This window comes from Streptomyces uncialis, from assembly GCF_001905345.1.
GTDB classification, from domain to species: domain Bacteria; phylum Actinomycetota; class Actinomycetes; order Streptomycetales; family Streptomycetaceae; genus Streptomyces; species Streptomyces uncialis.
In genome coordinates this window covers 1,174,940-1,195,121 of sequence record NZ_LFBV01000001.1, presented here as the reverse complement: position 1 = coordinate 1,195,121, position 20,182 = coordinate 1,174,940, and the positions used below count along the sequence as shown (strand labels likewise).

At 70.9% G+C, this 20,182-nt stretch carries 20 protein-coding genes; 10 read left to right on the top strand and 10 right to left on the bottom strand.

All coding sequences use genetic code 11. The features are described from left to right. Positions 1-33 precede the first annotated feature (33 nt). Positions 34-1,524 (bottom strand): peptide MFS transporter, encoded by a 1,491-nt coding sequence (locus AB852_RS05135; protein WP_073783938.1) that lies wholly within the window; start codon positions 1,522-1,524, stop codon positions 34-36. Positions 1,525-2,041: 517 nt separating this feature from the next. On the opposite strand from AB852_RS05135, the gene AB852_RS05130 reads away from it, so the two are divergent. Together AB852_RS05130 and AB852_RS05125 are read left to right on the top strand one after the other, a co-directional pair. Then, entirely contained in the window at positions 2,042-2,719 is a 678-nt protein-coding gene (locus AB852_RS05130; protein ID WP_073783936.1) for a response regulator transcription factor, read from the top strand. A 722-nt stretch (positions 2,720-3,441) separates the two neighbouring features. Further along, positions 3,442-4,716, top strand: a complete 1,275-nt coding sequence (locus AB852_RS05125; protein ID WP_073783934.1) for an ATP-binding protein — start codon at positions 3,442-3,444, stop codon at positions 4,714-4,716. Between the two features lie 83 nt (positions 4,717-4,799). Here AB852_RS05125 and AB852_RS05120 read toward each other — a convergent pair whose 3' ends face one another. Next, positions 4,800-5,375, bottom strand: a complete 576-nt coding sequence (locus AB852_RS05120; RefSeq protein WP_073785447.1) for a GtrA family protein — start codon at positions 5,373-5,375, stop codon at positions 4,800-4,802. Positions 5,376-5,517: 142 nt separating this feature from the next. Between AB852_RS05120 and AB852_RS05115 the strand changes: the two genes are divergently transcribed. The 4 genes from AB852_RS05115 to AB852_RS05100 all read left to right on the top strand — a co-directional run bounded on the left by AB852_RS05115 (position 5,518) and on the right by AB852_RS05100 (position 9,465). After that, positions 5,518-6,663, top strand: coding sequence for a 5-(carboxyamino)imidazole ribonucleotide synthase (locus AB852_RS05115; RefSeq protein ID WP_245876672.1), 1,146 nt, complete (start codon positions 5,518-5,520; stop codon positions 6,661-6,663). 62 nt (positions 6,664-6,725) lie between these two features. Beyond that, complete coding sequence (gene purE / locus AB852_RS05110; protein ID WP_073785445.1) at positions 6,726-7,229, top strand: 5-(carboxyamino)imidazole ribonucleotide mutase; 504 nt, start codon at positions 6,726-6,728, stop codon at positions 7,227-7,229. Positions 7,230-7,279: 50 nt separating this feature from the next. Beyond that, positions 7,280-8,458: a dipeptidase gene (locus AB852_RS05105; protein WP_073785443.1), complete on the top strand. Its 1,179-nt coding sequence runs from the start codon at positions 7,280-7,282 to the stop codon at positions 8,456-8,458. A gap of 155 nt (positions 8,459-8,613) precedes the next feature. Next, positions 8,614-9,465 carry a hypothetical protein gene (locus AB852_RS05100; RefSeq protein WP_143201178.1) on the top strand — a complete coding sequence of 284 codons (852 nt, stop codon included), beginning with the start codon at positions 8,614-8,616 and terminating at the stop codon, positions 9,463-9,465. A 202-nt stretch (positions 9,466-9,667) separates the two neighbouring features. Here the strand turns inward: AB852_RS05100 and AB852_RS05095 are convergent, their stop codons facing one another. Beyond that, positions 9,668-11,014 (bottom strand): UDP-glucose dehydrogenase family protein, encoded by a 1,347-nt coding sequence (locus AB852_RS05095; RefSeq protein WP_073783928.1) that lies wholly within the window; start codon positions 11,012-11,014, stop codon positions 9,668-9,670. A 245-nt stretch (positions 11,015-11,259) separates the two neighbouring features. On the opposite strand from AB852_RS05095, the gene AB852_RS05090 reads away from it, so the two are divergent. Beyond that, on the top strand, positions 11,260-12,441 hold the full coding sequence (locus AB852_RS05090) for an acyl-CoA dehydrogenase family protein (protein ID WP_073783926.1): 1,182 nt from the start codon (positions 11,260-11,262) through the stop codon (positions 12,439-12,441). Between the two features lie 217 nt (positions 12,442-12,658). Further along, a complete protein-coding gene (locus AB852_RS05085) occupies positions 12,659-13,957 on the top strand; it encodes a hypothetical protein (protein ID WP_425444154.1) in 1,299 nt (432 codons plus the stop codon). A 13-nt stretch (positions 13,958-13,970) separates the two neighbouring features. On the opposite strand, the gene AB852_RS05080 is transcribed toward AB852_RS05085, so the two are convergent. From AB852_RS05080 to AB852_RS40515, 7 genes are all read right to left on the bottom strand, one after another. Then, positions 13,971-15,131, bottom strand: a complete 1,161-nt coding sequence (locus tag AB852_RS05080) for a DUF4184 family protein (RefSeq protein ID WP_073783924.1) — start codon at positions 15,129-15,131, stop codon at positions 13,971-13,973. A 189-nt stretch (positions 15,132-15,320) separates the two neighbouring features. Next, positions 15,321-16,208, bottom strand: a complete 888-nt coding sequence (locus tag AB852_RS05075; protein WP_073783922.1) for a hypothetical protein — start codon at positions 16,206-16,208, stop codon at positions 15,321-15,323. After that, positions 16,205-16,543, bottom strand: coding sequence for a PadR family transcriptional regulator (locus AB852_RS05070; protein WP_073783919.1), 339 nt, complete (start codon positions 16,541-16,543; stop codon positions 16,205-16,207). The genes AB852_RS05075 and AB852_RS05070 overlap by 4 nt, the downstream gene beginning before the upstream one ends. Positions 16,544-16,690: 147 nt before the next feature. After that, entirely contained in the window at positions 16,691-16,843 is a 153-nt protein-coding gene (locus AB852_RS39530) for a hypothetical protein (RefSeq protein WP_178390936.1), read from the bottom strand. Between the two features lie 229 nt (positions 16,844-17,072). After that, positions 17,073-17,288 (bottom strand): DUF397 domain-containing protein, encoded by a 216-nt coding sequence (locus tag AB852_RS05065; RefSeq protein WP_073783917.1) that lies wholly within the window; start codon positions 17,286-17,288, stop codon positions 17,073-17,075. Continuing rightward, a complete protein-coding gene (locus AB852_RS05060; protein ID WP_073783914.1) occupies positions 17,285-17,488 on the bottom strand; it encodes a DUF397 domain-containing protein in 204 nt (67 codons plus the stop codon). The genes AB852_RS05065 and AB852_RS05060 overlap by 4 nt, the downstream gene beginning before the upstream one ends. After that, the gene (locus tag AB852_RS40515) at positions 17,485-18,009 is read right to left on the bottom strand and encodes a DUF5753 domain-containing protein (RefSeq protein ID WP_245876607.1); all 525 of its coding nucleotides are present in this window, start codon (positions 18,007-18,009) and stop codon (positions 17,485-17,487) included. Before AB852_RS40515 ends, AB852_RS05060 begins: the two co-directional genes overlap by 4 nt. A 199-nt stretch (positions 18,010-18,208) precedes the next feature. On the opposite strand from AB852_RS40515, the gene AB852_RS05050 reads away from it, so the two are divergent. Further along, positions 18,209-18,703, top strand: coding sequence for a hypothetical protein (locus AB852_RS05050; RefSeq protein ID WP_178390935.1), 495 nt, complete (start codon positions 18,209-18,211; stop codon positions 18,701-18,703). A 251-nt stretch (positions 18,704-18,954) separates the two neighbouring features. After that, positions 18,955-20,046: a hypothetical protein gene (locus AB852_RS05045; RefSeq protein WP_073783908.1), complete on the top strand. Its 1,092-nt coding sequence runs from the start codon at positions 18,955-18,957 to the stop codon at positions 20,044-20,046. Positions 20,047-20,182: the final 136 nt, after the last annotated feature.

The following is a 20,182-nucleotide window of genomic DNA, read 5'->3' as shown; positions in this document are numbered from 1 at the left end:
ACGGCTACGTACGGGTACGGGTACGGGTACGGGTTACCGGACGCCGCTCATCAAGGCCTTGACCTTCTTGCGGTACATGAAGATGGCCACGGCGGCGAGGATGGCCATGGCCGCCTCCAGCCCGACGACCCCGGTCTTGTTGAGGTCGACACCGGCGATGGACAGCAGTCCGGTGGTGCAGTCGCCCGCGGTCACCGCGAGGAACCACACACCCATCATCTGGGAGCCGTACTTCTCGGGCGCCATCTTCGTGGTGACCGACAGACCGACCGGCGACAGGCACAGCTCACCGAGCGTCTGCGCGAAGTAGATCGCGACCATCCACCAGACGGCGACCTTCGAACCGTCGCCCGACATGGTGAGCGGGATCAGGAAGACCAGGAAGGAGACACCGATCAGCAGCAGGGCGGACGAGAACTTGACGACCGTGCTGGGCTCCTTGCCGCGCCGGTTCAGCGCGAGCCAGAGCCAGGCGAGGACCGGGGCCAGCGCCATCACGAGGACCGGGTTGATCGACTGGAACCACGAGACGGGGAAGTCGAAACCGAGGACCGTCGTGTTCGTGGAGTTCTTCGCGAACAGGGCCAGCGTCGAGCCGCCCTGGTCGTAGATCATCCAGAACGCGGCGGCGGCGACGAAGAACCAGATGAAGCCGGTCATCCGCGTCTGCTCGGTCGCGGACAGTTCCTTGTCCCGCTTTATCCGGGTGAGGACCATGATCGGGATGATCAGCCCGGCGAGGGTGATCGGGACCAGCGCCCAGTTCAGGGTGTAGAGCCCGGCACCGCCCACGACGCTGTAGAACACGACGGCGACGGCGAGCCAGATCAGGCCCTTGCGCAGGGTGGAACGGCGCTCCGCGTCGGTCAGCGGCTTGGGCACCACGCTGGAACGCTCGCTGAGGTGACGGGTGCCGAGCAGGAACTGGACCAGGCCCAGCGCCATACCGAGCGCGGCGAGCGCGAAGCCGAGGTGCCAGTTCACGCTCTCGCCGACGGTGCCGATGATCAGCGGGGCGGCGAAGGCACCGAGGTTGATGCCCATGTAGAAGATCGTGAAGCCGCCGTCACGGCGCGGGTCGTCCGGACCGTTGTAGAGATGGCCGACCATCGTGGAGATGTTGGCCTTCAGCAGCCCGGACCCGAGCGCCACGAGCGCCAGGCCGGCGAAGAAGGGCGCCTCGCCGGGCAGGGCCAGGGTGACATGGCCCGCCATGATCACGGAGGCGGCGATGGCGACGGTCTTGCGGGGGCCCCAGACGCGGTCACCGAACCAGCCGCCGGGCATGGCGAGGAGGTACACCATCGCCAGGTAGATCGAGTAGATCGCCGTGGCCGTGGTCGGCTTGAGGTCCAGACCTCCGGGCGCGACCAGGTACAGCGGGAGCAGGGCCCTCATACCGTAGAAGCTGAAGCGCTCCCACATCTCGGTCATGAAGAGGGTGGCCAGGCCACGGGGGTGGCCGAAGAAGGTCTTCCCGCCGCCGGAGGTACGGGGCGGGTCCTTCGTCAGGCTGGACGCCATGGGTCGATCCTTGCAGTTCGGGACGCGCGGCGTGAGCGGGTGCGCGCCCGGTGGGGGGCTGGCCGGCACCGGCACCGCGCCGTCCGTCCCTTACGCCCAAGGGAGTCCCGCTCCAGGCTCTGGTGGGCAGCGCGCGGAGGCGGGGAACGGCGGGCACCGGGAGCCACGCCCCGCACGCGTCGGCGCGCCGGGGCCCGGCCACAGGTCATTCCTTTCAAGGCCGACCGCGGTCGGCCCGCACAGACGAGAAGACCCCTGGCGCGCGAGCGGGCCAAAGGTCTTCGGGTGGTGCTTCAGGCGTTCTCACACCATACGACACGTATTGCGGGAGAAAAGAAGACCTTGGCCCGTCATGAGAGATGGAACACAGGGGCGCATGCCCTGTCGACACGTAATCAAAGGTCTTCCTCAGGATGCCACCGCACACTCCCAGGGCCGAAATCGTGCCTCGCGCGCCCCTCAGGACCTGCTGCCGATCGCCTCCCGAGGCGGGCCCCCGCCGGACTACCATCAGGTCATGACCCGTGTACTGCTCGCCGAGGACGACGCGTCCATCTCGGAGCCGCTGGCCCGCGCCCTGCGCAGGGAGGGTTACGAGGTCGAAGTGCGTGAGGACGGACCGACCGCGCTGGAAGCCGGGATGCGGGGCGGGGTGGACCTGGTCGTCCTCGACCTGGGGCTGCCAGGGATGGACGGGCTGGAGGTCGCCCGCCGGCTGCGCGCCGAGGGGCATACGGTGCCGATCCTGATCCTGACCGCGCGGGCCGACGAGGTCGACACGGTCGTGGGGCTCGACGCGGGGGCCGACGACTATGTGACGAAGCCGTTCCGGCTGGCCGAGCTGCTGGCCCGGGTACGGGCGCTGCTGCGGCGCGGGGCGGCGGAGCCGCAGCAGCCGCCGGCGACGCACGGGGTGCGGATCGACGTCGAGTCGCACCGGGCGTGGATGGGGGAGGAGGAGCTCCAGCTCACGGCCAAGGAGTTCGATCTGCTGCGGGTGCTGGTGCGGGACGCGGGGCGCGTGGTCACGCGGGATCAGCTGATGCGGGAGGTGTGGGACACGACGTGGTGGTCGTCCACCAAGACGTTGGACATGCATATCTCCTGGCTGCGGAAGAAGTTGGGGGATGACGCGGCGAATCCCCGCTATATCGCGACGGTGCGGGGGGTCGGGTTCCGCTTCGAGAAGTCCTGACGGCCGTCCGTTCGCTCGCGCTTCCCAGGTCCGTCCGGCTGGGCGCACTCCGTTCCTGTGCCGTCGCTCGTCGGGTGCGCAGTTCCCCGCGGGTCGCCTTCGCTTGCGCTTCCCAGGTCCGTCCGGCTGGGCGTACTCCGTTCCTGTGCCGTCGCTCGGTGGTTTCGCGCAGTTCCCCGCGCCCCTGGGTGCTGCCCCTTCGGGTCTGTTCGTCGGGTGCGGGGCGGTCCTCGTCTTTGCGCAGTTCCCCGCGCCCCTTTGGGGCGCATCCGGCCGGTTCTTCGGGTCGGGGCCGGTCGGGATTCTCCGTCCTCGCTCCAACGCGCTCGGTACGACATCCCCCCTACCCGACTGAAGAGCATCGGAGTCTGCGGGCAGAGATTCCCGCCCACCCCCTCCCGCAGCAGCGCGAGAGCGGGAGGAGGGGGTTTTCCGCAAGCGAAGGACCCGCAGCCTGACGACAGCCCCAGGTGGGCGCCCCTTCAGGGGCGCGGGGAACTGCGCAAAAGACGAGGGCGGACCCGCACCCGGAGAACAACCGATCGGGGCAGCATCCAGGGGCGCGGGGAACTGCGCACCCACGAACGACGGCACAGGAACGGAGTACGCCCAGCCGGACGGACCTGGGAAGCGCGAGCGAAGGCGACCCGCGGGGGAACAAGTACGCCCCGCACAGGTATCCCGGAAGCGCAAGCGAAGGCGCCCCGTGGGACCGTGGACCCATGCGTCGCAGGCTGATCAACTCCACCCTCGCGGTGGTCCTCGTCGTCATCGCGGTGTTCGGCGTCTCCCTCGTGATCGTCGAGACCCGCACCATCAGCGAAAGCGCCCAGGAACGCGTCCAGTCGGAAGCCGTCAAACTCGCCAGCATCGTGGACGGCCGTCTGATGGGCGACAACCACGTGACCGCCGATTACGTGCGCCCCCACGTCGGCGATGACCGCTACGCCCTCATCGAGATGCCCGACCAGGGCCGGGTCGTCGTCGGCACCGCCCCGTCCGGCGATGTCATCCGCGGACAGGCGAAGGGCGAGAAGGGCGAGACGGTGACCGTCCTGGAGTCCCGCTCGGCCGTCACCCGCGAGGTGGGCCGCACCCTCCTGATCATCGCCCTGGTCGCCCTGCTCGCGATCATCGCGGCCGTCCTGCTCGCCGTCCGGCAGGCCAACCGGCTCGCCTCCCCCCTCACCGACCTCGCGGAGACCGCGGAACGCCTCGGCTCCGGCGACCCCCGCCCCCGGCACCGCCGCTACGGCGTCCCGGAACTGGACCGGGTCGCGGACGTCCTCGACTCCAGCGCCGAACGCATCGGCCGGATGCTCACCGCCGAGCGCCGGCTGGCCGCCGACGCGTCCCACCAGCTGCGCACCCCGCTGACCGCGCTGTCGATGCGGCTGGAGGAGATCACCGTCACGGACGACCTGACGACGGTCCGCGATGAGGCGACGATCGCCCTGGCCCAGGTGGAACGTCTCACGGACGTGGTCGAACGGCTGCTGACGAACTCACGGGACCCCCGTACCGGCTCCGCCGTCTCCTTCGATCTGGACGAGGTCATCAAGCAGCAGCTGGAGGAGTGGCGCCCCGCGTACCGCAGCTCGGGGCGGGCCATCGTCAGCTCGGGGAAACGGCATCTGCGGGCGGTCGGCACCCCCGGCGCGGTCGCCCAGGTGCTGGCCGCGCTGATCGAGAACTCCCTGATGCACGGGGGCGGGACCGTCGCCCTGCGTACCCGGGTCACCGGCAACCAGGCGGTGATCGAGGTGACGGACGAGGGCCCCGGGGTACCGGCGCACCTGGGCTCACGGATCTTCGAGCGGACCATCAGCGGCCGCAACTCCACGGGCATCGGGCTCGCCGTGGCCCGCGACCTCGCTGAGGCGGACGGCGGACGGCTGGAGATGCTCCAGCTCAAGCCGCCGGTCTTCGGGCTGTTCCTGTCACGGACAGCGGTGAACCGGGATTCGGAGGAGAGCGGCGCGAGGCAGGTCAGATAGCCGTCCCCCGCGCCGGGACCGGGGCGGGGCCGAGCGGGAGCGGTCCCGTCCGGGCATGTGCCCGGAGCCCGCCCGGGCTCACGTCAGCGCGTCCCGCGCCCGGAGGCCCCCGTACCGCTGCCCGTGCCCGTGGCGCCCGCGTCCCGCGGTCCCCGTTCCTCCAGGAACCGCTCCGCCGCCGCGACCGTCGCCTCGGCCGGGACGGTACGGAAGACCCAGGTGCGGTACGACCAGAAGCGGAACAGGGTCGCCACCCCGATCCCGAAGAACTTGAAGAAGTTGCTCTGCAACGGGCTGTCCCAGCCGAAGCCGTAGGTCGCCGCGTAGAGAATGCCGTTCTCGATGACCAGCCCCACCGCGCTGAACAGCAGGAACAGGCCCATCTCGCGGGTCTGTCCGCTCTTGTCGCGGTCGCGGTACGTGAAGTAGCGGAATCCGATGTAGTTGAAGACGATCGCGACGATCGTCGCGATGACACTGGCCCGGACGACAGGCAGCTCGGTGGTCTCGCGGACGAGGTTGAAGACGGCCAGATTGACCAGCAGCCCCGCCCCGCCCACCGCCCCGAACTTGATCACTTCGCGCCACAGCTGCTCCATCTGCCGCCGCAGCGCCCCGCCCGAAAACGATGAGGAACCCCCTGTACGACCCTTGGTCATGGTGCCGCCCAGTCCCCGCTCGTTCGGTCCGGTCATGAATTCGTCAACCCCACCATGCTAACCAGCACCCCCGCACCCCGCCCGTGGGCATCCGATCCGGCCACGCCGATACCCTGGGGGCGTGACATTCCCGGTAGTCGGCATGGTCGGCGGGGGCCAGCTCGCGCGTATGACCCACGAGGCAGGCATCCCGCTCGGCATCAGGTTCAAGCTCCTCAGTGACACCCCGCAGGATTCCGCGGCCCAGGTGGTCGGTGATGTCGTCGTCGGCGACTACCGCGACCTGGACACGCTGCGTGACTTCGCGCGGGGCTGTGACGTGATCACCTTCGATCACGAGCATGTCCCCACCGCGCATCTGCGCGCCCTGGAGGCGGACGGCATCCCCGTCCGCCCCGGGCCGGACGCGCTGGTGCACGCGCAGGACAAGGGGGTGATGCGGGCGAAGCTGACGGAGATCGGCATGCCCTGCCCCCGGCACCGGATCGTGACGGACCCCGCCGATGTGGTGGCCTTCGCGGCCGAGGGCGCGGCGGACGCCTCGTCCGACGGGTTCCCCGTGGTCCTCAAGACCGTGCGCGGTGGCTACGACGGCAAGGGTGTCTGGGTCGTGCGGACGGCCGAGGAGGCGGCGGAGGCGGCGGAGCCGTTCCGCGCGGGCGTCCCGGTGCTCGCGGAGGAGAAGGTCGACTTCGTACGGGAACTCGCGGCGAACGTCGTCCGCTCCCCGCACGGGCAGGCCGTGGCGTACCCGGTCGTGGAGTCCCAGCAGGTCGACGGGGTCTGCGACACGGTGATCGCCCCGGCCCCCGGACTCGCCCCCGGACTCGCGCTGCACGCGGAGGAGATGGCGCTGCGGATCGCGAAGGAGCTCGGTGTGGTCGGGCATCTCGCGGTCGAGCTGTTCGAGACCGCCGACGGCCGGGTCCTCGTCAACGAGCTGGCGATGCGCCCGCACAACAGCGGCCACTGGACCCAGGACGGCGCGATCACCTCGCAGTTCGCCAACCATGTCCGCGCGGTGCTCGATCTGCCGCTCGGTGATCCGCGCCCGCGCGCCCCGTGGACGGTGATGTGCAACGTCCTCGGCGGTGACTACCCCGACATGTACTCCGCGTATCTGCACTGCATGGCCCGGGACCCCGGTCTGAAGATCCATATGTACGGCAAGGACGTGAAGCCCGGCCGCAAGGTCGGCCATGTCAACACCTACGGCGACGACTTGGCCGACGTACTGGAGCGCGCCCGTCACGCAGCCGGCTACCTCAAGGGAACGATCACCGAATGAGCACGTCGTCGCCCAGCCCCAGCCTCAGCCGTCCGGCCGCCGCCCCGCTCGTGGGCATCGTCATGGGGTCCGACTCGGACTGGCCCGTGATGGAGGCCGCCGCCCAGGCCCTCGACGAGTTCGAGATCCCCTACGAGGTCGGTGTCGTCTCCGCGCACCGGATGCCCCGCGAGATGATCGCGTACGGCGAGCAGGCCGCCGACCGCGGCCTCAAGGTGATCATCGCGGGCGCGGGCGGCGCGGCGCATCTGCCGGGCATGCTGGCGTCCGTCACCCCGCTGCCGGTCATCGGGGTCCCGGTGCCGCTGAAGTACCTCGACGGCATGGACAGTCTGCTGTCCATCGTCCAGATGCCGGCCGGGGTGCCCGTCGCGGCGGTCTCCGTGGGCGGCGCCCGCAACGCGGGACTGCTCGCGGCCCGTACCCTCGCCGCGTTCGACGAGGAACTCCTGGCCCGGATGCGGGAGTTCCAGCAGGAGCTCAACGACCAGGCCACCGAGAAGGGCAAGCGGCTGCGGTCCAAGGTCGAGGGCTCGGGCAGTTTCGGCTTCGCCTCGGGAGCGTGACGGTGACCTCCGTGAGGAACGTTCCGGACCCGTCGGGCGACCCGTCGGGCGTGCCGGACAGCCCGTCGGACACCTCGGGCGCCCCGTCGGACGCCGAGCTCCGGGCGCGCGCCCTGCTGGCGGAGTTCCCTGTCGTCGACGGGCACAACGATCTGCCGTGGGCGCTGCGCCAGCAGGTCGGCTACGACCTGGACGCCCGTGACATCGCCACCGACCAGAGCGCCCATCTGCACACCGACCTGCCACGGCTGCGGGCCGGCGGGGTCGGCGCGCAGTACTGGTCCGTGTACGTCCGCACCGACCTCGCGGGCGACGCGGCGGTCCGGGCCACCCTCGAACAGATCGACTGCGTCCAGCGGTTGCTGGAGCGGTATCCGGCGGACCTGGCTCCCGCGACCGGCGCGGCGGACCTGGAACGGGCCCGCCGGGAGGGCCGGGTCGCCTCGCTGATGGGGGCGGAGGGCGGCCACTCCATCAACAGCTCGCTGGCGGTGCTGCGGACCTTCCACGCGCTCGGTGTGCGCTACATGACGCTGACCCACAACGACAACGTGCCCTGGGCGGACTCCGCGACGGATGTGCCAGGGGTGGGCGGGCTGTCCCCGTTCGGCCAGGAGGTCGTCCGGGAGATGAACCGGCTGGGCATGCTGGTCGACCTCTCGCATGTCGCGGCGACGACCATGCGGGACGCGCTGGACACGTCCACCGCGCCGGTGATCTTCTCGCACTCGTCGTCGCGGGCGGTCTGCGACCATCCCCGCAACATCCCCGACGACGTGCTGGAACGGCTGCCCGCGAACGGCGGGGTCGCGATGGTCACCTTCGTCCCGAAGTTCGTCCTCCAGGCGGCCGTCGACTGGACGGCGGCGGCCGACGAGAATCTGCGGGAGCGGGGGTTCCACCACCTCGACACCGGCACGGAGGCGATGGCGGCGCACGCGGCCTTCGAGGAGCGCTACCCGCGGCCGAGGGCGACGGTGTCGACGGTCGCGGACCATCTGGACCATATGCGGGAGGTCGCGGGCATCGACCATCTGGGCATCGGCGGCGACTACGACGGTACGGCGTTCACGCCCGACGGACTGTCGGACGTGTCCTGCTACCCCCGGCTGATCGCCGAACTGCTCACCCGGGGCTGGTCCCCCGCCGACCTGGCGAAGCTGACATGGTCCAACTCGGTCCGGGTCCTCGGCGACGCGGAGTCGGTGGCGTCCGGGGCTTCCGCGTAGTCCCTGTTCCGTGGCATCCGCGCAGTCCCTGTACGGACACAGGTACGGGTTACGGGTTACGGGTACCGGTGTCCCCCGCCGGGTGGGGGGTGCGGGCGGGGGCGCTCCGGGGGAATCCGCTTCCGGCGCCTCCCGCCGCTGCGTAGGGTGCGGGGATGGCCAAGGCTTCCCTTCCATCGGTGTCCCTGAGCGGCAGCAAGGGTTCGATCCGTCTGGACCCCACCGGGCTGCTCCTGGAGCAGGACGGCACCCGACGACGGATACCCCTGCCCGCGGTGGCGGAGGTGCGGGTGGACCCTTCGGGGCGGGCCGCCAGTGTGGTCCTGACCGCCCCCGACGGAACCGAGGCAACGAGGTACCGGATAGCGGGGCCCAATGTCGCCTCCGTCACGGCGTTCGCCCGTGCCGTCAACGCCGCGCTTCCTGAACGCGCCCCGGGCGCCCGGCTCGGGGACGGTGCGGACCTGGTGGAGGTCCTGGACGCCCCCGCCGTCGCACGGATACCGGCCCGCCAGGGCGTCGAACCGCTCCTCGTCCTGATCGTCGTGGCCTGCGCGGTCCCGGTCATCGGCTATCTCGCCGGGCTCGTCCAACTGATCGTCGTCGGCCGGTGGTTCGGCCTGGTGCTCTACGTACTCGGGGTGAAGCCCCTGGTGTTCGGCGCGGCCGGGATCGCCATGGGGGCCCACGCGCTGTACATCCGGGCCGTGCTGCTCCGCCGGGGCGTGTCCGTCGTCGCGAATCCCGGGAGCAAGAGCGCGGGCAAGCTGCGGTGCCACTTCACCGACGCGGAGGGCGTGACCCGGAGCGTCGAGGTGAACGACGCGTCGGTCGTCGTCGACAGGAAGGTCCACCTCGCGTACGACCCCCGCACCCCCTCCCGCGCCGTGGGCCGGCTGCCCGTCCACAAGAGGATCCTGTACGCACTGGGCGTGGCCCTCGCGTTCCCCCTGCTGGCCCTGGGCCTGTTCATGGTCCCGTACCAGGTCTACCTCTCGCTCCGGTGACGAGGCCCGCGTCGCTCCGGTGACGAGGCCCGCGGTCGAACGCCGACCGCGGGGGGCGCCCCGAAGGGGCGCGGGGAACCGCGCACCCACCGAACGACCCGGGCGGGGGCAAGTGCGTCCAGCCGGACAGACCCGGGGACGCGAGGACGAACCCGCGCAGGCGAACGCTCACGGGCCCCGGGGCCCCGGGGACCCGCCAGGGTCAGGCCGTCGGGCGCCCCATGGCCCGGTACGTCCACCCGGCCGCACGCCACACCGCAGGGTCGAGCGCGTTGCGCCCGTCCAGCACCACCCGCCGCGCCGCCACAGCGCCCAGCTCGGCGGGGTCCAGCTCGCGGAACTCCCGCCACTCGGTCAGGTGGAGCACGACATCCGCGCCCCGCACCGCCTCCACCGCGGAGTCCGCGTACACCAGCGTCGGGAAGAGCCGCCGCGCGTTGTCCATCCCCTTCGGGTCGTACACCGTCACCTGGCCGCCCTGGAGATGGATCTGCCCGGCGACGTTCAGCGCGGGCGAGTCCCGTACGTCGTCCGAGTCCGGCTTGAACGCCGCGCCGAGCACCGCGACGCGCGTACCGAGGAACGAGCGCCCGCCCAGCGCCTCGCGGGCCATCTCCACCATCTGGCCGCGCCGCCGCATGTTGATGGAGTCGATCTCGCGGAGGAACGTGAGTGCCTGGTCGGCGCCCAGCTCACCGGCGCGTGCCATGAACGCGCGGATGTCCTTGGGCAGACAGCCCCCGCCGAAGCCGATCCCGGCGCGCAGGAACTTCGACCCGATCCGCTCGTCGTAGCCGATGGCCTCGGCCAGCCGGACGACGTCCCCGCCGCCCGCCTCGCAGACCTCGGCCATCGCGTTGATGAAGGAGATCTTGGTCGCCAGGAACGAGTTGGCGGAGGTCTTCACCAGTTCGGCGGTGGGGAAGTCCGTCACCACGAGCGGGGTCCCCGCGCCGAGCGGCCCGGCGTACACCTCGCGCAGCAGCTTCTCGCCGGTGGGTCCCGCGACCCCGACCACGATCCGGTCCGGGTGCAGGGTGTCCTGCACGGCGAACCCCTCGCGCAGGAACTCCGGGTTCCACGCCAGCTCGACCGCGTCCCCGGCGGGCGCCAGTTCCACGATCCGGGCGGCGAGCCGTTCCGCGCTGCCGACGGGAACGGTCGACTTGCCGACGACGAGGCACGGTCGGCGCAGATGCCGAGCGAGGGACTCCATCGCGCTGTCGACGTAGCTCATGTCGCACGCGTACTCGCCGCGCTTCTGCGGGGTGTTCACACAGACGAAGTGGACGTCCCCGAACTCGGCGGCCTCCGCCCAGTCCAGGGTGAACCGCAGCCGTCCGGTGGACCCCTCGATCCCGGCGACATGCTTGCGCAACAACTCTTCGAGCCCCGGTTCGTACATGGGGACCCGGCCCTGCGAGAGGAGTTCGATCTTCTCGGGGACGACATCGAGCCCCAGCACCTCGAACCCCAGCTCCGCCATCGCGGCGGCATGGGTGGCACCGAGATACCCGGTGCCGATCACGGTGAGCTTGAGGGGGGCCATGGGTTCTCCAGTGCTCCGGCGCGGTCGGTCGTGGTGTCGCGGTGACACCCCCGGCGAGCATAGTCGGGCCTGGTGCGGGGCCTGGGGGGCGCATACGGGGGCGTGGCCGGAACCGTGCGCCCCAGGCGCCCGGCCGCGCGCACATGTCGCCCAGCTCACCTGGCCCCCGCCCTTCCCCGCCCCTAAAATTCGGGGTACTCATTAGGGTTACTTAACGGTAATTAGCATCTGGGAGCGTGAGATCCGTGGCTGGCTCGGCAGACAACCCGGCATTCGACCTGTACCGGACCTCCGAGGAGCACGACCTGCTCCGGGAGACGGTCCGCGCCCTGTCGGAGGCGAAGATCGCGCCCTTCGCGGCGGCCGTGGACGACGAGTCCCGCTTCCCGCAGGAGGCCCTGGACGCGCTCGTCGCCTCCGACCTGCACGCGGTGCACGTACCCGAGAGCTACGGCGGCGCCGGGGCGGACGCCCTGGCCACGGTCATCGTCATCGAGGAGGTGGCCCGCGCCTGCGTGTCGTCCTCCCTGATCCCGGCCGTGAACAAACTGGGCTCCCTCCCGGTGATCCTCTCCGGCTCGGAGGAGCTGAAGCGCAAGTACCTCGGCCCGCTGGCCAAGGGCGACGCGATGTTCTCCTACTGTCTGTCCGAGCCGGAGGCCGGTTCGGACGCGGCGGGCATGAAGACCCGGGCCGTGCGGGACGGCGACCACTGGGTGCTCAACGGCGTGAAGCGGTGGATCACCAACGCGGGCGTCTCCGAGTTCTACACGGTGATGGCGGTGACCGACCCCGAGAAGCGCTCGCGCGGGATCTCCGCGTTCGTCGTGGAGAAGTCCGACGAAGGTGTCTCGTTCGGTGCTCCCGAGCGGAAGCTCGGCATCAAGGGCTCCCCCACCCGCGAGGTGTACCTCGACAACGTCCGTATCCCCGCCGACCGCATGATCGGCGAGGAGGGCACGGGCTTCGGCACGGCCATGAAGACCCTCGACCACACCCGCATCACGATCGCCGCCCAGGCCCTCGGTGTCGCCCAGGGCGCCCTGGACTACGCCAAGGGCTACGTCCAGGAGCGCAAGCAGTTCGGCAAGCCGATCGGTGACTTCCAGGGCGTCCAGTTCATGCTCGCCGACATGGCGATGAAGCTGGAGGCGGCCCGCCAGCTCACCTACGCGGCGGCGGCCAGGTCGGAACGGGTCTCCGCCGGGGGCGCCGAGCCCGATCTGACGTTCTTCGGCGCGGCGGCGAAGTGCTTCGCCTCGGACGCGGCGATGGACATCACCACCGACGCCGTCCAGCTCCTCGGCGGCTACGGCTACACCAAGGACTACCCGCTGGAGCGCATGATGCGGGACGCGAAGATCACCCAGATCTACGAGGGCACCAACCAGATCCAGCGCATCGTGATGGCCCGCAACCTGCCGTAGCGCGCCCCGGGGCCGCGCTATCGTTGCCGGTCGAACAGAAGTGCGTGCCCGGTCGCCGCGCGCTGCCCCGGACCCGGACCACCAGGACTCGCCGATGCCGCACCCCGATCCCCCGCCGCCACCGACGGCGGGCCGTTCGGCGGTGGGTGAGTCGGTGGGGGGTGGGTCGGCGGGGGCCCCTCCGGCGGTGAGCCCTTCGGCAGCGGGCCGGTCGGCGGTGGTGGGTCGACCGACAGCAGGGCTGCTCGGTCCCCGTGCGCTGGCGGCGCTCCGGCACGCGGGCCCCGCCCTCCTCGTCTACACCGCCGTCCGCGTCGTCTGCCTGGTCGCGCTGGCCGTCCGGTCCGCCGCCGAGGGCAGCAGCCCGCTGACGCTGCTCTCCGCCCGCTGGGACTCCCTCTGGTACGCACGGGTGGTCGAGCACGGGTACGACTTCACCCTGACGGCACCGGACGGACGCGTCCTGTCGGACATGGCGTTCTTCCCGCTGCTGCCCTGGCTGGAGCGGGCCGTCGGCGCGGTCACCCCGCTGGGCCCCGGTCACGCGGGCCTCGCGATCAGCGCGGTGGCGTCCCTCGCCGCCGCGTGGGGCATCCACCGGGTCGTCGGCACGCTGTACGGCGCCCGTCCCGCGTTCTTCGCGGTCGTGGTGTGGGCCGCGCTGCCCGTCGGCATCGTCCAGTCCATGGCGTACAGCGAGTCCTTGTTCACCGCCCTCGCCGCCTGGTCCCTGTACGGGGTGCTGCGCGGCGACTGGGTACGCGCCGGGCTCCTCGCGTCCCTCGCCGGACTGACCCGGCCGGTCGGCCTCGCGGTCGCGGCGGCGGTGTGGGCGGGGATGTGGCTCGCGTGGCGGCGGGGCGTGGTGACGGCCGCGCGGTCGGGGACGGACGCGGGTCCCGACACCGACACCGGTGGGGATGGGGGCGCGGGTACGAACGCCGGTACGGGTCCGGGTCCGGGTGCAGGTATTGGTGCGGGTGCAGGTACGGGTGGGGGTGCGCCTCCGCATACCCGTAACCCCACCCGTGCCGGTCACCGGCGGATGCTGCTGGGCGCGCTGCTCGCCCCGGTCGGCGCGGCCTCGTACGTCCTGTGGGTCGGGGTGCGCGAGGGCGCCCTGTTCGGGTACCTCGATGTACAGGCCGCGTGGGGCAACGGTTTCGACGGGGGCGTGGCCTTCGCCCGGTTCGTCACCGGACTGCCGCTGCCCGCCGCCCTGGGCCTGACCGCCGGGGTCGCCGCACTGCTGTGGCTGTACTGGACCGGGGTCCGGCGGGGACAGCCGCTCCCCCTCCTTGTGTACAGCGGCGTCGTGCTGGCCCTCGCACTCGGCTCATCCGGCTACTTCGGTTCCAAACCGCGTTTGCTGATGCCCGCGTTCCCGTTGCTGATCCCGCTCGCCGTAGCCCTGGCACGGGCCCGGCCTCGTACGTCCGCCACGGTCGTCGTCCTCGCGACGGCCGTCGCCGCCTGGTACGGGGCGGTGTGGCTGAACGGTTCGGGCCCTCCGTAACCCGCCCCCGGGGTCAACGCCCGCCCGCGCCCTTCCGCGACCCGAGCGGTACGCGGCTCAGGTGCCGACCGGCGGAGTACACCAGCAGGGCCGCGGCGAACGACACACCCGCCCCCTTCGCGCCGTCCGACAGCAGCCCCTCCGCGACCTGCGTCCAGGGGGCGTTCTCCCGGCGGGCGGGATACGTGGTGCCGATGACGCCGTCGGCGTCCACGCGGGTGATCGGGCGGTCGGTGTCGTGCACGGTCACATGCCGATATGCGTCGATGCCCTGGGTACGAGCGGCACCGCCCAGCAGCGCGGCCAGGACCAGTCCCCCGATGACGGCCCACCGGACGCCCGGCGCCATCCCCTTTCCCGTACGCGTCCCCATGCGTGTCCTGGTAAGTAGGCCAGTACCTGTCCTGGTGAGTGGGCCGGTGCGTGTCCTCACACGTACCCCCGCGCCCGCGTCACCAAAGCGGTCATCCTCGCGGCCACGTCGTCCGCTTGTACGGCCACGCCGACGCCAGAGGTGGACGGCGAGCAGCGCCAGCCCCGCCACCGTACTGAGGTGCTGGAGCAGCCGGGCCACCGTCGTCCCGCCCGGCCCGGACTCGCGCAGGAACGCCACCCGGGTGACCACATAGCCGTCGAGGTGGGTGAACGAGTCCCACAGCAGATGCGTGGCGACACCGATCAACGCGGACAGCAGCAGCCACCCACCACGGCGGACGACATCAGCGACGCGGCGAACCTGCGGGCCGGACGCGGACTCGGCCACGGACACGGCGGCCGGCGATTCGGGCACGGAGGCTGTCGGCGCGGGGGTGAGGGCGGGGGCGGGGGGTGTCGGCGCGGGGGCCGGGTGCGGCGCGGAGGCCGGGCGTGGGGCGGAGGCCGGGCGTGGGGCGGGGCGCGGGAGCAGTTCGGTGACCGGTCCGCGCAGCAGCAGCCATCCGGCGGCCAGGGCGAGAGTGACGGGCAAGGAGACGGTCAGGGCCCCGAGGGGCGAGTGGGACGTCGTGGCGTTGAGGAACGGCTCGTACCAGTCGCCCGCGCTCAGCGGTATGCCCAGGGTCCCGAGGAAGTACGGCATGTCCGGTGCCATCGCGCCCGCGACCAGGGCCACCGGCACGAACGGCGGACGCAGCAGCGGAAGGACCGCGGCGGGGTGGGAGAGGGTGAACGGCACGTCGGAGCGCCCTTTCGCTCGGGACGGGGAGGGGACGGGTCACTAATGGACCCATGGCTTCACCGCCCCCCATAGAACGCTCAGGAGACTATTCCGTTGAAGTGACTATGTCCATACAGGACAGCCGGAGGGCAGCCAGAGGACAGCCGGACAGGACGCAAGGGGCAGCCGTGCCGGATGGGACAGGGGTCAGCGCGGGCGGCGCGCGTTCCGGGCCGCCCGGACCGCCGCCACGCACCCCGCCGCGACCGGCAGCATCAGGAACATCGCGGCCACGGGCCGCGCGTCGTGCCAGGCGAAGGTGTACGCGTTCGCGGCCAGGGGCGCCGAGGCCACGGCCATCGCGCCCAGTTCCCGCAGCCCCGACGACCGCGCGCGGAGCGCGAGAACGACCCCCGCGCCGGTGAGGACAAGCAGCGGCCAGGCCCCGTACTCCGTGCTCACCCCGTCGACCAGGTCGGCGTCCACCACGACCACCGGCAGCCAGGCGGCCGCCGCCACGGCCCCGGCCGCCGCCGACATCCGTTCACCGGGGCGCAGATCGGGCGGGCACGCCAGTATCACGGCGACGGTGACCAGGGACATCAACGGGAGGAACACCCGGTCCCCGTACATCCACTCCGCGTACATCGCGAGCCCGGCCGTACCCGCCAGCCCGCACACCGCGACGGCGACCCCCGCCGCCCATCGGCCGGTGAGGGCGACGACCGCGCCGAGGCAGACCAGCAATGAGGACAGCAGGCCGAACGCCTGGACGCCGTCGAGGGTCCGCAGCCACAACCACTCCGGGGTCGGGGAACGGACGACCCCCTCGCACCAGCGCGTCAGCCGGACAGCGGACACGGCCGCCGCCGAGGCCAGCGCGAACGGCGCGGCCGTCGCGAGGAAGCGGCCCAGCGGGTCCGCCGACCGCAGCCCGAACCGCACCCGCAGCGCGTGCGCGGCCAGATCCGCGCCCTCCCGTACCCGGGCCCCGCGCGACGCCCCCGCCGTCATGTCCCGGTAGGTCCCGGCGATCTCCGGCCCGTACGCGGTCCGGTAGCGGGTGGGGTAGAGCCACAGGAGGCGGTCGATCACGCGGTCACCGGGGCACCGTCGATCCCGAGCCGCCGCCTGGCCTCCCGGACCGCCGCGGCCAGCCGCTCGGTCTCCAGGGCGAGCCGCTCGCGGCCGGCGGGCGCGAGCGCGAAGACACGGCGGGCGCGGCCGTCCACGATCTCCTCCTGCCTGACCTCGATCAGCCCCTCCGCCACGAGCCGGTCCAGCGCCCCGTACAGCGCTCCGGTACGCGGCACCACCCGGCCGTCCGTGATGCCCTTGACCTCCTGGGCGATCGCGTACCCGTGCCGGGGCGCGTCCGCCAGGGCCGTCAGCACCAGCAGCGCCAGTTCCTGCATCGCCCGCTCACTCATCCCCCCAGAGTATTCCGCCCACCGGACACCCGGGGCGCGACGGAGGGCCCTGAGGCAGGGCCGGTAGGCCGGTGGGGGGAGCGAGGTGACGGGACGGGGGAACGAGGACAGGTCGGGGCCGGGCGTGGCCGCAGCGGAAGCGGACGGTCAGTGTCCGCGCGCTGTCCGGTTGTGGCGGGCCACCGCGAAGAACGACCGCTTCGGCTCCCAGCGGTACGGGGACACGGGGTCGGCGTGGTCGCGCCTGATCACCTTCACCACGGAGAAAGGCCGCGCGCTGCTGGCGTCGGTCTGCGTCACCGTGTCTCCCTGATTGCCGGAATCCTGATTCACGCACACCAGAATGGTCCGGCCGGGACGCGCCCTTCATCCGTCCACAGCCCTCGCACGGGCAACTCAAGTCCCCTACACAGAGGGCTCGTTCATACACCGGACGCACCCCGGCCCGACTTGCGCCACCCCCGACGACGTGCCCCCGGGACGGACGCGGGCCCGACAACGAGACCCACGCCCGCCTCGCGCATCAGGCTCAGCGGTACACCAGTTCCCCATCGTGCAGCGCGGTGACGAAGCAGGCCCAGGCAGCCGGCGCTATCGCCAGCACCGCCCGGTCGGGCGCCTTGCTGTCACGCACGGGGACGACCCCGTGAGACGCCGCTTGGGACGGTGCCCACTCGACGCAGTTGGCAGTCTCCGTGTCGCTGTAACTGGACTTGATCCAGTGAATGACTCTCCTCGACTTCATTGCTCCTCCTTGATTCCGGCGATGAAGGAACGCCAGGCGGAAGCCTGGAACAGCAGGCCGACCCTCTCAGCTGTCTTGCTGTCGCGTACAGGAACGGTGCCGTGTGTCCGTCCGTGCGAGGGCAGCCACTCCAGGCAGTTCCCTCCCTCTCCGTCGCTGTAACTGGATTTGGCCCAGCCGGCGAGGCCGTTCGGCTTCACAGCGCCAACATGACGTTGAGGATCAGCTCCGCAGACGCCTCCGGCGGAAGTGCCGATGCGGTCAGAACATCGTATGACCGTGCCAAGGCCCGCACATCAGCCGGATCTTCGACGATTCCGCCAAGCCTGATGCCTTCCGTGTACGCGAGGGTGGCCCCGGACTGCCGGGTCAGGAGCGAGAGAGTGCCTCCCATGAGCCCATGGGCGCCCGCGTCGAGAGGCAGGATCTGCACGACGCTGGTCGGCCTCTTGCCGTGGGGCAGCAGCAGACTCAGCTGCTCGCGCATCAATTGCGCCCCACCCACCCCGCGCCTGATGACGGACTCGCACAGCACCGTCGAGAAGTCAGGAGGGCATGCCCGCCGGAAGAGCTCTTGGCGGGTCATCCGAGCACGGACCAGCGCGCGAATCTCGTCGGCAGCGGCCCTGGGGTTCGCTACGCGAAAGATCTCACGCGCGTACGAGGCATTTGAAGCAACCCGGGCACGACAGTCGGCGACCACTCCGAGATGGCGAGGCATCGGGCTCGAACGTCGTCCACCGCTGGAACTTCGCGGCGAAGCCTTCGGAACGGACAAGTTCATACAGCCTCTTGAACCTGCCGTCGGTACCGAATACGTGATCGAAGAGAATCGGAAGGCCGCCGGGGAGGGACTGCGGCGGCTGACCTCCGAGCGGCAGTCGCGGAGGTCAATTCCCTGAGCCGACGGGGACCGGGAAATGAGCAAACATATGTGCCGCGCGACGGCGGGACTTCCGCTGGAGCTGATCGTCCTGGCATTGGACATCACGCCGGAGCGGCCCGGTCACCCCATGGAGGTCGCGACCGGACTGCGATGCCCACTGGAGGCGCACACCACGGGTCAGCATCACGAACTGGTGCGGGAACCGGGAGTCCCGGAGCGCGGCGAGGTACGGGCCCGGTGGTCGGACGGACAGGTGCCGGACGGGCTCGACGTACTGGCGGACTGTCCGGCCGACAACGGGCTTCAAGGCCCTGACCACGACATCTGCACCTGGTACACGGGTCAACCGGGGCGCCACAGCTGGGAGTTCCCTGATCCGGAGTACGAGGCGATCGTCCACAGCCCGGCCTACGAACGGCTCCAGGCGGAGGTCGACCGCTATCTGGGCCGCGACCGGAACACCACGGACAACCGGGCCGCCGCCATCCCAGGAACAACCGCTCCCGCACACAGATCGCCTCGTGAATGAGGACACCGCAGAACTCCCTATGTCCTCATTCACGGTCCAGCGGGGCAAATCACCGCACCGCGCCCCACCAGCACTGAACACCGCTGGCGACAACCCTTCCGCGCGCACACTTTGGCCTAATTACGCGGAGCGTTGGTCAATTCTGTTTGTATCGTGAATGAGAACTGTTGTGGCCCAGGGGAGGGAAGTTAGTGGAAGAGAACGTCATCGACCCGATTACCCGTAGGAACGTCTTCCGTTGGGGAGGCGGCGTGGCCGCGGGCCTGGCGCTGGGGGGCGCCGCGGGTGCCATGGGCCCCGGAGCCGTCGCCGCGCCGTGGCAGAACGGAATGGGAGCGCTCTCTCTGCCCGTCTCGCAGTCGTTCGACCTGAACGACCCCGGCGGCATCGTCATCCAGAACCGGGCGCCCTGGTGCGAGACGATCATGCAGAGCGCGGGATACGACCATCTCAACGAGCACTGGTACGTGGCCCAGGTCATGTACAACCCCGACGACGGGGTGCCGTTCTCGACGCGCCAGCGTGAAGGCGACATCGCCATCACCAAACTCAGCGCGAACGGCAGCGTCAAGCTGGGGCGTATGTATCTGCGCGGATTCGGGCACGCCGCGCAGATCGGGATCGAGACGACCGTGGCGGGCTCACCCCCGTACATCTGGATCGAGTACGACTCGGTGGCCAACGCCGACAACGTCGGCTTCGGCACCAAGCTGTGCCGGATCAAGTACGCGGGCCCGGCCACCGGCCAGCCCCCGCGCAGCTTCCATTGGGACAACGCGGCGGACCGTACGGCCATGAACTTCCGTGACCGGACGCCCAACCCGGCCCAGCTGCCGGGCGCGGGCAGCACCATCAGCGCGCCCCGGCCCTTCGTCGACATGCACAACCGACGGGTGATGGTGCGCTTCGGCCGCAACGGGACCACGCAGACGGCGGTCTGGGGCCTCGACGCGGCGGTCGCGAACCCCTTGGGCACGCCGCTGCACCACGTGGCGAGCCTGCCGAAGCCGACCCCGGCCTACACCTCCCAGGGCTTCAGCTTCTACGGCTCGTTCATGTACATGTACGAGGGGTCGAAGTACGCGTCCGGCGGCCCGACCGACCCCACGGATCTCGGCAACACCCACATCACCAAGGTCGACCTGAACACCGGTGCCTGGGAGCGGAAGCACATCCGCGCGATGCCGAGCCTCACCATCCGGGAGCCGGAGGGCATGTCCATCAGGCTCGTCCCCGACACGACGGGCGTCGGAGGCTACCGACCGCAGCTCTGTTTCGGGTTCGGCTCCGGCCCGAGCAACGACCACCGGGTGAACATCGCGTACAAGGACATCATGATCTGAGCGCGGTCCCATTGAGCCGCTGCTGAGCCGCTGTTCCCGGGGTCGGTCCGGGGGCGGGGGCTCAGCTGTCCTCACGGTGCGTCCGTCGTCGCGTCCGTGCGTCCGTACGTCCGTCACCGCGTCCGCCACCAGGTCC

Coding starts and splice junctions, on each gene's coding strand:
- AB852_RS05135 (WP_073783938.1), bottom strand. CDS start 1,524: ATGGCGTCCAGCCTGACGAAGGACCCGCCCCGTACCTCCGGCGGCGGG.
- AB852_RS05130 (WP_073783936.1), top strand. CDS start 2,042: ATGACCCGTGTACTGCTCGCCGAGGACGACGCGTCCATCTCGGAGCCG.
- AB852_RS05125 (WP_073783934.1), top strand. CDS start 3,442: ATGCGTCGCAGGCTGATCAACTCCACCCTCGCGGTGGTCCTCGTCGTC.
- AB852_RS05120 (WP_073785447.1), bottom strand. CDS start 5,375: ATGACCAAGGGTCGTACAGGGGGTTCCTCATCGTTTTCGGGCGGGGCG.
- AB852_RS05115 (WP_245876672.1), top strand. CDS start 5,518: ATGGTCGGCGGGGGCCAGCTCGCGCGTATGACCCACGAGGCAGGCATC.
- purE (WP_073785445.1), top strand. CDS start 6,726: ATGGGGTCCGACTCGGACTGGCCCGTGATGGAGGCCGCCGCCCAGGCC.
- AB852_RS05100 (WP_143201178.1), top strand. CDS start 8,614: ATGGCCAAGGCTTCCCTTCCATCGGTGTCCCTGAGCGGCAGCAAGGGT.
- AB852_RS05095 (WP_073783928.1), bottom strand. CDS start 11,014: ATGGCCCCCCTCAAGCTCACCGTGATCGGCACCGGGTATCTCGGTGCC.
- AB852_RS05070 (WP_073783919.1), bottom strand. CDS start 16,543: ATGAGTGAGCGGGCGATGCAGGAACTGGCGCTGCTGGTGCTGACGGCC.
- AB852_RS05065 (WP_073783917.1), bottom strand. CDS start 17,288: ATGAAGTCGAGGAGAGTCATTCACTGGATCAAGTCCAGTTACAGCGAC.
- AB852_RS40515 (WP_245876607.1), bottom strand. CDS start 18,009: ATGCCTCGCCATCTCGGAGTGGTCGCCGACTGTCGTGCCCGGGTTGCT.
- AB852_RS05050 (WP_178390935.1), top strand. CDS start 18,209: ATGAGCAAACATATGTGCCGCGCGACGGCGGGACTTCCGCTGGAGCTG.